11 protein-coding genes are annotated in these 12,941 nt (G+C 33.9%); 3 read left to right on the top strand and 8 right to left on the bottom strand.

The window, feature by feature from the left end; translation table 11 throughout:
* Window positions 1-103 precede the first annotated feature (103 nt).
* The 3 genes from HX049_RS00980 to HX049_RS00970 form a co-directional block, all read right to left on the bottom strand.
* Window positions 104-466 (bottom strand): heavy-metal-associated domain-containing protein, encoded by a 363-nt coding sequence (locus tag HX049_RS00980; RefSeq protein WP_286413450.1) that lies wholly within the window; start codon window positions 464-466, stop codon window positions 104-106.
* Between the two features lie 95 nt (window positions 467-561).
* Entirely contained in the window at window positions 562-2,613 is a 2,052-nt protein-coding gene (locus HX049_RS00975) for a M16 family metallopeptidase (protein WP_286413449.1), read from the bottom strand.
* Window positions 2,614-2,632: 19 nt separating this feature from the next.
* On the bottom strand, window positions 2,633-3,952 hold the full coding sequence (locus HX049_RS00970) for a M16 family metallopeptidase (protein WP_286413448.1): 1,320 nt from the start codon (window positions 3,950-3,952) through the stop codon (window positions 2,633-2,635).
* A gap of 369 nt (window positions 3,953-4,321) precedes the next feature.
* Here HX049_RS00970 and rplU point away from each other — a divergent pair, with 369 nt between their 5' ends.
* The 3 genes from rplU to HX049_RS00955 all read left to right on the top strand — a co-directional run bounded on the left by rplU (window position 4,322) and on the right by HX049_RS00955 (window position 6,670).
* A complete protein-coding gene (gene rplU, locus HX049_RS00965; RefSeq protein ID WP_006257408.1) occupies window positions 4,322-4,684 on the top strand; it encodes a 50S ribosomal protein L21 in 363 nt (120 codons plus the stop codon).
* A 24-nt stretch (window positions 4,685-4,708) separates the two neighbouring features.
* A complete protein-coding gene (gene rpmA, locus HX049_RS00960) occupies window positions 4,709-4,969 on the top strand; it encodes a 50S ribosomal protein L27 (protein ID WP_006257409.1) in 261 nt (86 codons plus the stop codon).
* 327 nt (window positions 4,970-5,296) lie between these two features.
* On the top strand, window positions 5,297-6,670 hold the full coding sequence (locus HX049_RS00955; protein WP_286413447.1) for a hypothetical protein: 1,374 nt from the start codon (window positions 5,297-5,299) through the stop codon (window positions 6,668-6,670).
* A gap of 89 nt (window positions 6,671-6,759) precedes the next feature.
* On the opposite strand, the gene dgt is transcribed toward HX049_RS00955, so the two are convergent.
* The 5 genes from dgt to HX049_RS00930 all read right to left on the bottom strand — a co-directional run bounded on the left by dgt (window position 6,760) and on the right by HX049_RS00930 (window position 12,927).
* Window positions 6,760-8,106 carry a dGTP triphosphohydrolase gene (dgt, locus tag HX049_RS00950; protein WP_286413446.1) on the bottom strand — a complete coding sequence of 449 codons (1,347 nt, stop codon included), beginning with the start codon at window positions 8,104-8,106 and terminating at the stop codon, window positions 6,760-6,762.
* A gap of 14 nt (window positions 8,107-8,120) precedes the next feature.
* Window positions 8,121-8,837 (bottom strand): AAA family ATPase, encoded by a 717-nt coding sequence (locus tag HX049_RS00945; protein WP_286413445.1) that lies wholly within the window; start codon window positions 8,835-8,837, stop codon window positions 8,121-8,123.
* Window positions 8,838-8,975: 138 nt separating this feature from the next.
* A complete protein-coding gene (locus HX049_RS00940; RefSeq protein WP_286413444.1) occupies window positions 8,976-10,055 on the bottom strand; it encodes a hypothetical protein in 1,080 nt (359 codons plus the stop codon).
* Window positions 10,056-10,180: 125 nt separating this feature from the next.
* Window positions 10,181-10,405: a hypothetical protein gene (locus HX049_RS00935; protein WP_286413443.1), complete on the bottom strand. Its 225-nt coding sequence runs from the start codon at window positions 10,403-10,405 to the stop codon at window positions 10,181-10,183.
* A 128-nt stretch (window positions 10,406-10,533) separates the two neighbouring features.
* Window positions 10,534-12,927, bottom strand: coding sequence for a ribonucleoside-diphosphate reductase subunit alpha (locus tag HX049_RS00930; RefSeq protein ID WP_286413442.1), 2,394 nt, complete (start codon window positions 12,925-12,927; stop codon window positions 10,534-10,536).
* Window positions 12,928-12,941 lie beyond the last annotated feature (14 nt).

Below are 12,941 nucleotides of genomic sequence, written 5' to 3'. Positions count from 1 at the left end.
AATCAAACGAAACTAATACAAAAAGCGAGTATGTATCAACACACTCGCTTTATATCAAATATTTAAACAGATGGACAGTGCCTCTACTTTTATATTGTATTTATTATTTAGTAGCACTAACACTTTCTACTTTATAGATCCCATTAGCGATCTTCTCTACAGTACCTACTAATGATTCTACACTCTGCTTAGATTCATCATAGTCTATCTCTGCAGTCTTAGTATCGAAGTCTACCTTAGCTACCTTCACACCATCTAGCCCTGCTAACTTACTCTCTATAAGCTTCGCACATCCTATCTCACATGTCATCCCATCGATCTTAAATGTAGTGTGCTCCACATTACCAGCTACTTCTGTAGATGCAGTAGATACAGACACATCAGCTGTCTTCTCTTCATTCTTACACGATACTAATAATATAGCTCCTAACATCATGAAGCCTATTGACTTTACTATTTTCATCATAGTGATTTTTAAAAATTACATTCTTAACGATACAAAAATAAAAAAAGCAACTGACAAATCAGTTGCTTTTTCAATTCTATTATTTAGATAATCAATTATTTAAAATCTTCATCAGTAACTCCTTCATTGATTTTAACATCAGAGATCTTGTTTATGATCTCTATACCTACATTCATTACATTCTTAAAAGGTATTTTAATTCCTTTTACCTCTTTATAATCTTCGTATGTAGTTACGATATTCATTACTTGCCCACCTTGCTCTTGCGTAGCCACAGATGATACCTTCAGTCCTGTCTCTAGATCATAGTATGTTACTACTTTTCCAGATTTGATACCTACAGCTTGTTTACCATTCACTACTTCTACTCCAGCGATAGAAGCATCGTTATTACTCTTTAATTTCAACTCTGGGAAAGGTGTTGCCTCTGACTGTAATGCTTTTAACTCTTCACCTTTCATCTCCATTTTTTGTCCTTGAGCTACGATGTATGCACCTTGAGGATTCACTACTTGTTTAGAAACAGTATTCCCCATCATCTTTTGTTCAGATAATAAGTATCCCTCTTTTAGTCTAGTAACTGACTCTAGCTTCATACCTTGTACTTCAGCTTCACTAATGATTACAAGAGATTTTACCTCAGATAATTTCTTCGCTCCACCGATAGCGTTAATGTACTTATCTACAACACTAGCAACTGTAACATCTTTAGACAATTCTTTTTTGTCAGCTGGCTTACTAGCTTCATCAGCCTCTTTAGTATAGTACTTAATCGGGTAACCTAATTTCTCTAACCCTGGTAATACATCACTACCTTTACCTACGATAACGATACGCATATTATCCTTAAGAAAATACTTCTGAGCTGCCTTCTGTACATCTGCTATTGTTACAGCATTGATATTCTTAATGTAGTTCTCATAAAAGTCTGCTGGTAGTTTAAACAATTCCTTATTAAGAGCATATCTAGCTACAGTAGCAGGTTTCTGGATTTCCATCACGAAGTTCCCTACATATTTAGCTTTGGCTAACTTCAACTCATCTTCTTTTACAGGAGTCGTACGGATAAGATCTATCTCTTTTATAAACTCTGTTACTGCACTATCTGTAACCACGTTACGCACTGCAGCTGTAGCTCTGAATTTACCTGGGTATTTACGAGCTGTACTTATAGAAGAATACGCTCCATATGTCCATCCATGAGCTTCACGCAAGTTTAAGAAAAGACGGCCTTCTCCTCCACCTCCAAGAATTTGGTTAGCTAAAATAACAGCAAAATAATCCTTGTCAGTCATCTTTAATTCCACCTCGTTCACTAATGCTATTTCTGATTGAACAGCATTAGGCATATCTACGAAGTTAATCTCTGTAGCACTAACGTTTCCTTTATAAACAACATCTTTATACTGTGTATTCGACTTATTCCAAGCCTCAAAAAGTCCTTTGATAGATTTCTCTGTCTTTTTATAATCAATATCTCCTACCACAACTAAGTAAGCATTCTCAGGTGAGTAATACTTCTTAAAGTACGCTTGTACGTCAGCAAAAGTTACATTGTTTAATGTCTTCTCTGTTTCGAATTCTCCCACTGGAGTATTCTTTCCGTACAATAATGCGTCTTCTACCCTATATGCGATATTAGTCACACTGTTCTCACCTGACTTTACTCCTTCAATAGCTTTTGCCTTAGCCTTGTCAAATTCTTCTTGTGTCAATACAGAGTTGATTACTCCATCTGATAATAAATTTAGAATAGTCTCATTGTGTTTAGACAATCCATTCGCTGAAGCACCTCCTGTATGAAAATTAATTCTAGCCCCTAAGAAGTCGATTTCTTCTAAGAACTGATCTTTATTCATCTTCTTAGTCTCATTCCCTAACATCTCTGATAAGATAGTAGCTACTCCCGCTTTATCTCCATCATAGACTAGTGGATTATCAATACTCAATGTATAAGATACTCTAGGTAATTTGGTATTCTGAACAACCATTACCTTCATACCGTTCTTTAGTACAAAAGAGGTCGGCTGTCCTACATGTACTACAGGAGCTGGTCCTGGTACAGGCTGTTTTCTATCTTGAGCTTGTACTTCTAAAGCTGCTAAAGCAAACACTACACTTGCAGCATAAATATATATTTTTTTCATTTCTAGTCTACAGTTAAAATTAGTTATTAGCTTTCTTTGTAGGGATATAATCCAAAATTAACCTTTGATTTTTATTCAGGTATTTTTTAGCTACATCGCGAATCTCTTCTCTAGTGATACTTCTATAAATATCTATATTAGTATTAATTAGATTAACATCACCATACAATAGGTAGTAAGAAGCTAGATTCTCAGCTAATCCTTCTACATTAGAGTTAGAATCAACATATTGTTTTTCGAAAACATTTTGAAGTTTTTGGAAGTCACGCTCTGAAATTAACTCAGTCTGTAATTTCTCTATTTCTTCATCAATCTCTTTAATTAAATCAGCAGAAGCAAAACCTTGCATCGGAATACCGTAAATAAAATAGATACCGTAGTCTTCTTGACTAAAGCTAAAAGAGGCCATTTCTAAAGCCATTTTCTTTTGATCAACTACTTTTTTATACAATCTAGAGCTTTTTCCACCAGATAAAATAGACGAAATCATATCTAACACACGTGCATCACGAGTCTTCATAGATGGCGTACGATATGCTTCTACTAACATTGGAAGTTGAATATTCGGATCCTGAAACTCAGCATGAATTTCTTTTGTAATAGGATCTTCTTCAAACTTGTTTTTAACCACAGGAGTACCCTTAGGTATAGGTCCGAAATATTGTTTAATCCATGTTTTCGCTTGATCTTTCTCAAAATCACCTGCCACGACTAAAACAGCATTATTAGGCAAGTAAAACTTCTTATTAAAAGCTAAGAACTCCTCAAGAGTAGCCGCATCTAGATGTTCCATAGAACCGATAGGTGCCCAACGATAAGGATGCTTAACAAATAGATTTTTTTTCACTTCTGAGAATAATTGTCCATAAGGTTGATTATCTACACGAAGCCTTTTTTCTTCTTTTACTACTTCATTCTGAGTAGTTACTCCTATCTGATTAATGATAGGGTGCATTAGACGCTCTGATTCCATCCAAAGCCCTAGCTCCAGATTATTAGAAGGGAATACTTCATAATAGTAAGTACGGTCATCAGAAGTGTTAGCATTATTATTACCACCATTAGCAGTTACTATCTTAAACCACTCACCGCGCTCAATATTCTTCGTCCCTTCAAATAGTAAGTGTTCAAAGAAGTGAGCAAATCCTGTTCTATCCGGATTTTCATCTTTAGCCCCTACGTGGTACATCACTGATGTCACTACTACAGGAGCTGATTTGTCTTGATGTAAGATCACGTGTAATCCGTTATCTAAAGTGTACTGCTCGAATTCCACTTTTTGAGCTAAGGCAGATATTCCGAAGAATAAAGAGCCTAGAACCAATAAAGATTTTTTCATTCTACAATATTTTGAAATTAGGTTATAAACTAATAAGTAGCAACTTTTTAAATTATGTTACACTATTTCTAAAAAATTTTCAAACTTTATTAAATAAACACTCAGGTAATATATAAAAATGACAATCTACGTCAGCTATAAGCAAGACCTATACACCCCGTAATATCGTTATCAAAAGTTGATATCCACTACTAATGATCTATCACAATCCGCCTTAAACAAACTTTATAAGATAACAAAGTATATCAGAACTAACTCATTTACACCAAAATAGAAATAAAAAATATTATAAATGGGAGGTGTAAAACTTTTGTAAATAAGAAATTAAATGTATATTTGCACCCTTAATAAACATTTTAATTTTTTGTTATGTACGCAATCGTAGAGATAGCAGGGCAACAATTCAAAGTTAGCAAAGACCAAAAAGTGTATGTACACCGTTTAGCAACTGAAGAAGGATCAAAAGTTACTTTTGACAAAGTTCTTTTAGTTGATGATAACAACAACATCACTCTAGGCGCCCCAGCTATAGAAGGTGCTTCTGTGGAAGCTAAAGTTTTACAACACCTACAAGGTGACAAAGTAATCGTTTTCAAAAAGAAAAGAAGAAAAGGTTACAAAAAGAAAAACGGACACAGACAAGCTTTAACTCAAATTGTTATTGAGGGAATCAATGCAGGAGGAGCTAAAAAGAAAGCAACTAAAAAAGAAACTGCTGAAGCAGCTGAGTAATTAACAAACTAAATTTAAAACGTCATGGCACACAAAAAAGGTGTAGGTAGTTCTAAGAATGGTAGAGAATCAGAATCGAAACGTTTAGGCGTTAAGATTTATGGTGGTCAAGCAGCTATCGCTGGAAATATCATCGTTAGACAAAGAGGTTCTAAGCACAATGCTGGTGAAAACGTTTACATGGGGAAAGATCATACTTTACATGCAAAAGTTGACGGTGTTGTTAAATTCCAAAAGAAAAAAGACAACAAGTCTTACGTTTCTATTTTACCATTTGAAGCTTAAGAATCAAACTTATTTATTTGTTTAATACAAATAAATAGAAAACATAGAGAAGGCGCTATAATTAATTATAGCGCCTTTTTTTGTGCACTTTAGTTTAGTATCATATCCCTTACTTTCTTTGTTCTTCAAAAAAAGTTAAATAAATCTCCTTAGTCCATCTACTTTATTTAGATTAACTACAATAAACATTAACTCGCAGAAACAACACAAATACCTATAAATCAGTATTTACTACTAATTATTTAGACAAAATAAAAATAGTTATTGTGAGTTTAGATATTTTATTTACATTTGTTCTAAATAATTAAACAATCTAACTTATTAAAAATGAAGATTAAAAAAGTACTTTCGTTATTTGCAATTACTGCATTTTTGTTGACGAGTTGTTCTAGTGATGATAATGAAATCATCAGACCAGAAGTCAAAGATCAAGTAGAAGTAAGTAAAGAATCTCCTGTAATTGGAGAATATTCTTTCAATCATGCAGGCAACCCTATTCCATTTGAATTTCAGAAAAAAACGATTACTATGAAAATGTCAGGAATGGCTGGTAGTGGTCAAGACGATGATATATTTGATGTTATTACAACATACAAAAATAAAGAAGGTGTACTAAAAACAGTTGCTAAAAATAAACAAAACGAATATAAAGCATTCTTCTTTAGAGATATAAAAGATGATAATAGTGAATTCATGTTTAACATGGATCTAACTGCTAAGAATGAAAACGAAGCAATAAAAGCTGCTTACCCTGCTAAAGATATTGTAGTAGATCACGCTGCGGGTCAATTCGGATGGTTACCTTTGACAAAAGGTACTGTAGTAGAACCGATTGCCTTACCTGTAAATGGTAAATATGTATTCTCTGCTACTACTCCTCAAGGAACATTCACCTACTATTATAATTTCTCGAATGACGTAGTAAACTTCAATGGAGATTATGATATGACGGTTATTTCTCATAACAAGAACACGAATAAGATCTTACTTCAAGGTAAGGATGAAAAAGTAAAAGATTTTTACTACGTTATTCAGCTTAAAAATATTAAGGATGATAATGTAGATATCGCACGTGCAACTTATAAGGCTGACAAGGATGGATTAACACCAAAACAACAAGCTGAAAAAGAATTCGCTAGTCAAGAAGAAATAAAAGCTAATTTCACAACATATACTAAAGATAAAGGAACAAACAATACAGCTTTCGCTAACTTAAAAGGAAGTTATGTTACAGAAAAAATGGGACCAACTAAAATAGGTTACTATACTTTTAGAATGGGAGAGGATAAAGAGGCTTTTCTTTTTGTTGCAGATATGACAGGTTCTGGAGAATTCAAAGAAAGTGCTTCTTTTAACTTAGAAAGAGTATTCGCAGATGAAAAATCAGGACAACTAATATACAAAATAATCTCTGCTAAAGGATATTATGAAGGAAGAGAAGGCCAATACCTAACTTTTTATATAAAAGAGATCGCTGCTGATGGTTCTAAAGCTACATTTGCTATAGCTACTAAACAAGTTAAAGATGACAAAGGAAACATACTAGATAGTAACTCTATTTTAAAAAGCAAAGGAGACGTTATAGGAAAAACTTTAGAAGAAGCTAAATTAATTAAAGCTCCAGAAGCGAACAAAGTATTCATTCCTAAAGATGGAATGTCAAAATACGCACATCTTTGGATACCTACTACAAGAGAGTAATTTAATTTCACTGAAATTTTAAGCTAAAAAAAGAGGTAATAGTATTAGAACTATTACCTCTTTTTGACATTATTATAAATGATATAATCTTATCTATCGTTTCCCTTTATCATATTATATAACTCTAAAGCCTTACCGTCAGTCAGCATAGAGATAAAGTGACATATATTCATTAAGCGTATATACACACTATCACTCTCTATTCTATACTTGTCTGGTAATAGAGACATAATCAATAGATCATACTGACTCTCTTCTCCATAATAGACATTATTTACAGCAGAAGTAAACGCTTCTAGCAAAGCATTGATCACCTTATACCCTACTATTTCCTTTTCTATCACTTCACGGCTCTGGTATACTTTATTAATACTCACAGAAAGAATATCTTTCATCTGAGCGATATAACTACACTTCTCCGTTAAGGCATAAGGATATTCACCTGTTAGTATCTTCTCTTCATTCTCTAAGAATACTCTACATACATCCTGTATCAAACTCCCTATCGCTAATGCTCTTAAATAACTTACCCTATCCTCTTTAGAAGTTAACTGAGCATAAGTCTGTGAATTAATACTATTCTGAACAATCTTGATTAGAAACTCTAGAGCGTGCTCTTCTGGTATCCATCCAAGATTAATACCATCTTCAAAGTCAGTAATAGTATAACATATATCATCTGCTGCTTCAACCAAGAAAGCCAAAGGGTGTCTAAAATATGCTGCTTCAGCACGATCATTCTTAGATATAAGACCTAACTCGTTCGCTACATCAATAAATGCCTCTTTATCCTCTTGAAAGAAACCATATTTCTTATCTGATATATCTCTAGTTAATTTCTTAGGCAAACTCTCTTTAGGATACTTCATAAAGGCTCCTAGAGTAGCGTAAGAAATTCTCAAGCCACCTGCCATACCTGGGCGGCTCTTCGTCAGTATAGCAAAACCATTTGCATTACCTTCAAAGTCAATTAAGTCTTGCCACTCCTTATCTGTTACCTGATCTCTATACTTAGCTCCTATTCCTCGTTTAAAGAAGTCACCTATCGCACGCTCACCTGAGTGTCCAAATGGAGGATTACCGATGTCGTGTGCCAATGAAGCAGCTGCTACTATAGCACCGAAGTCATTTACTGTATATCCGTATTCTTCTGCTAAATAAGTATACTTATTTAAAAGACTAGAACCTACTATTCGTCCTAATGAACGCCCTACCACAGATACTTCTAAACTATGTGTCAATCTAGTGTGAACAAAGTTCGTCTTAGACAGAGGGATTACTTGTGTTTTATCTTGTAAACTTCTAAATGGTGATGAAAAGATGATTCTATCATAGTCCACCTCAAACCCTATACGAGTCTCTAGCTCATCTAATCTATTTCTAACAAAAGTGTCACCATACTTCTTTAGTGATAGTAACTTTTCCCATTTCATCATAAGCAAATATTCAACTAGTTATTTTGATCAGCCTCTAACAATAATTGGCTGTTTATAATATTATCTTTTACTGTTTTGAATACATGATTTTTTGCCTCTGCATAAGACACCTCATATATCCTCGTTAATGATCTATATTCTTCTGGATATTCGTTAAGTAACTTATCGTAATAGAAGTCAAGAGCCTCTTTATTCGGAGCCGTATATTCTAACTGTAACTCAAAGCGTCTTACTAAAGCCTCATCAATCATGTGTATCTGATTCGTAGCTGCCATAAGAATAGACTTTTGCGGTAAATTATCTATCAACTGTAAGATAGCATTCACTACACGTTTCATCTCACTGTTATCCTTATTGTCATAATCTCTAATCTGACCTAATGAATCAAACTCATCAAAGAATAGCACAGAACTCTCATATTGAATTTCTTTAAACAAACTCTCAATATTCTTAGCCGTCTCTCCCAACTTAGAAGAAACAATAGTAGCAAGATTAACAATGATAAGTTTCTTATCTAAATGCTTAGCAATAGCCTTAGCTGTCATTGTCTTACCACATCCTGTCTTACCATAAAGCAATATCTTATTACTAACAGGAAGATTATACTTCATCAGTATATCACGGTATTTATACTCTTTTAAAAATTGAGTAATCTCAGCTTTTACGTTGTCATTAAACATGACATCGTCTAAAGAAATCTTAGTGCGATCTATATAATATAAAGAACTCATATTAAACAATAAATTTGTTGTGTGTTAATCCACAAATATACTGCTTATATTCCTCGATTAACTCCTCCAGAAAAGAGAAAAAAAGAACATTTTAGTATATTCACAACTAATCCCCTAAATAAAACCATTCTTCCTCGATTAGAAATAATGAGCGCGAATAGTAATCTGATAAAGAGTCATTCCACCTTCTTTATTTCTATAGAAATCAAAGTGATTAGATCTCGTCTGTTTACCTTTAATTTCCTTTATATTTACACTAAACACAGGAAACTCAGCACTTCTCCATTTGCCTTCTTCATCTAAATATAATTTTCTGTCTTGCTCAGAAGTAATTTCTGTATCATCAGTTATCACCCCATCTTCTATATAATAATCTATGTGATAACGACTATTATCCCCAGCTCTAATTAAGTCAAATGCTTGAGTTATTAGTTCTTTCTTATCTTGTAGCAACTCTTTTTTATTGATGATTACATAATCCCCTATATTATCATTATCTATTTCTAAATTCACTTTCAGATTATCTGATAAATATTTCTCCCATCTACTTCCTTCTGTACTTGGTAAGAATACCTGTTCTGTGAAATGCTGTAAATACTTTTCTAATTGAACGAAGTTATAATACTTACCATTTACCCCCTTTAAGCTAACGTAATAATTATCTTCCAGAGGTTCGTCAGTAATTTTTAAGCTAAACATATCTAAATCAATATAAGGTTCTAGCATATCTTCGATTAATACCTCTCCTTTTGTATTTAAAAGATAGGTATCTCCTCCTAGAAGTACATTATGTCTATCACCATTCCTTCCTATATTATCTTTTACAGCACCTTTTAGAGCATATAGCATACCGTTATGCACTTTGGTTAACCCTGAATATACAGGTTCTATAACTACTTGTCCTTTATCATTATATAGACCAACTAACTCTCTGTTTTTATCTGTAAAACGAATATAATTCTCACTAGAATAATCAGGAGCGACGACATCATAATAATATACATGATCTACTCTTATATCTTCTCCATTATCTTGTTTGATTAGATAATACATATCTAATCCTATATCTTTTTCATCTATTATAGTACGGATACGATTACTATTTTTTACAACTTTAGGTTTAGAAGGGTAGTTGTTCTTCTGATAATAATTCTGATACACAAAAACACCAATACCCAATAATAACAATCCTCCTACAATAGAGAATATCTTTCTCATAGCTTATTTCTTTAACAGTAAATATAACGATTATCTTACAGAACATAAACAAAAAAAGGAGTGACTATTCATCACTCCTTACCTATTCTTATCTATAGTTCTGGTATAACTCCGTCTCTATAATCTTATTCTTCACCTGCTAAGAAGAACTTCATTGACTTCATTGGGTAGTCTTCTCTACTCATATTACTAGGGTTAGCAATAGCTTTCTTAATGCTGATCACATCACCTACTTTGAAGTTTGCTTCTGTATATTGGTAATCTAATAAATAAGGCCCACAGAAATAATTCCCTTTAGCATCTTTCTCTATCTCTCCTTTAAAAATACCTTTTTTAGTTTCTTTAGACATAGTATATAATTGTTAATGGTACAAAGATACAATACTAATTGTCAATTTATCAACTTAAGAGAATTGAACAACAAAAAAAGGTAGCCAAAATGAGGCTACCTTTATATTTTATAGTGCTTTATATTCAATTAAGAACCACACATTTCACAATCTTCATCATTCATAGAAGCTTCTTTTGCTCTTCTCAACATCGCTTGATAGTCTTCTACAGACACCTGCTCTACTTCTTCTATTGCATTTGGATTAACTTTCTTCTCGTTATTTAAAGTAAACTTAATCGCATCTACAGCAGACTTCGTACGCAAGTAATACATTCCTGTCTTTAAGCCTGACTTCCAAGCATAGAAGTGCATAGAAGTTAACTTAGCATAGTTTGCTCCTTCCATAAACAAGTTTAGAGATTGAGACTGATCGATAAAATATCCGCGTTGACGAGACATATCAATGATATCTTTCATACTAAGTTCCCATACTGTTTTATACAATTCTCTAATATCAGCAGGTATAAAATCAATATGCTGAATAGAACCATTCGCACGCATGATCTCTTGTTTTAAGTCCTCGTTCCAAAGCCCTAGCTCTACAAGGTCTTTCAATAAATGTTTATTTACAACAATAAACTCACCTGATAACACACGTCTTGTATAAATATTTGAAGTATAAGGCTCGAATGCCTCATTATTTCCTAAGATTTGAGAAGTAGATGCTGTAGGCATTGGAGCTAATAGTAAAGAGTTTCTCACTCCATTAGCCATCACTTCTTTTCTCAAAGAAGCCCAATCCCATCTTCCACTTAATTCTTCATCTTTCACACCCCACATATTGTACTGGAACTCTCCTTTAGAAATAGGCGAGCCTTCAAATGTAGAATAAGCTCCTTCTTCTTTAGCCATCTCCATAGAGGCAGTTAAAGCAGCGAAGTATATCGTTTCGAATATCTCTTGATTCAATTGCTTTGCTTCTGGACTAGTAAATGGCATTCTCATCATGATAAATGCATCTGCTAATCCTTGTACTCCAAGCCCTACAGGTCTATGACGCATATTAGAATTATACGCCTCTTCTACAGGATAGTAGTTTCTATCGATTACACGATTCAAGTTACGCGTAATACGCTTCGTTACATCAAATAAAAACTGATGATTAAATTGACCATCCTCTACGAACATTGGCAATGAGATAGACGCTAGATTACATACTGCTACTTCATCAGGAGAAGTGTACTCCATAATCTCAGTACATAAATTAGATGATCTAATTACACCTAGGTTCTTCTGATTTGACTTTGCATTAGCAGCATCTTTATATAACATATAAGGTGTACCTGTCTCTATTTGAGCTTCTAATACAGCCTCCCATAACTCTCTTGCTTTTATAGTACGGCGTCCTTTACTCTCATTCTCATACTTCAGATAAAGTTGCTCAAACTCTTCTCCATAAACATCACATAGACCCGGACATTCATTAGGACACATTAGAGTCCATTTGTCATCAGCTTCTACACGTTGCATGAATAAATCATTGATCCATAAAGCAAGGAACAAATCACGCGCACGCATTTCTTCTTTACCGTGGTTCTTTCTCAATTCGATAAAGTCAAATACATCTGCGTGCCATGGTTCTAAGTAAATAGCAAAGCTACCTTTGCGCTTACCTCCACCTTGGTCTACATATCTAGCGGTATCATTATATACACGCAGCATAGGCACAATACCATTAGAAGTCCCATTCGTCCCTCTGATATAAGATCCTGTTGCACGTACATTGTGAATAGAAAGACCTATACCACCAGCTGATTGAGAAATCTTAGCTGTTTGTTTTAGTGTATCGTATATTCCCTCAATACTATCATCTTTCATCGTCAATAAGAAACAAGAAGACATCTGAGGCTTAGGTGTTCCAGAATTGAATAACGTCGGTGTAGCGTGTGTAAAATACTTCTTAGACATCAGTTCGTATGTCTCTATAACAGAATCAATATCATCTAAGTGTATCCCTACTGCCACACGCATCAGCATATGCTGAGGACGCTCTACAATCTTACCATTCAAGCGCAATAAATACGATCGCTCTAAAGTCTTAAAACCAAAATAATCATAGTTAAAATCGCGTTGATAGATAATAGTAGAATCTAATCTCTCACTGTGCTTTTTTATCACCTCATACACATCATCAGCTATAAGTGGAGCTTCCTGTCCTGTACGAGGATTGACATATCTATATAAATCTTCTACTGTTTCCGAGAAGACTTTTTTTGTATTCTTATGTAAGTTAGACACAGCTATTCTAGCTGCTAACAGTGCATAGTCTGGATGTGTAACCGTCATAGAAGCCGCTGTCTCTGCTGCTAGATTATCTAACTCAGAAGTAGCTACTCCATCATATAATCCTTCGATAACTCTCATCGCTACCTTTACCGGATCCACAAACTCATTTAGCTCATAACACAGTATTCTAATTCGGTCTGTAATCTTGTCAAAACTTACAGGCTCTCTTCTTCCATCTCTTTTTATTACGTACATCTACTCTTTTTCCT

The organism is Myroides odoratimimus (assembly GCF_030326305.1).
GTDB lineage: Bacteria > Bacteroidota > Bacteroidia > Flavobacteriales > Flavobacteriaceae > Flavobacterium > Flavobacterium odoratimimum_A.
The sequence above is the reverse complement of the archived record's forward strand: the minus strand, read 5'-3'. Positions and strand labels throughout refer to the sequence as shown.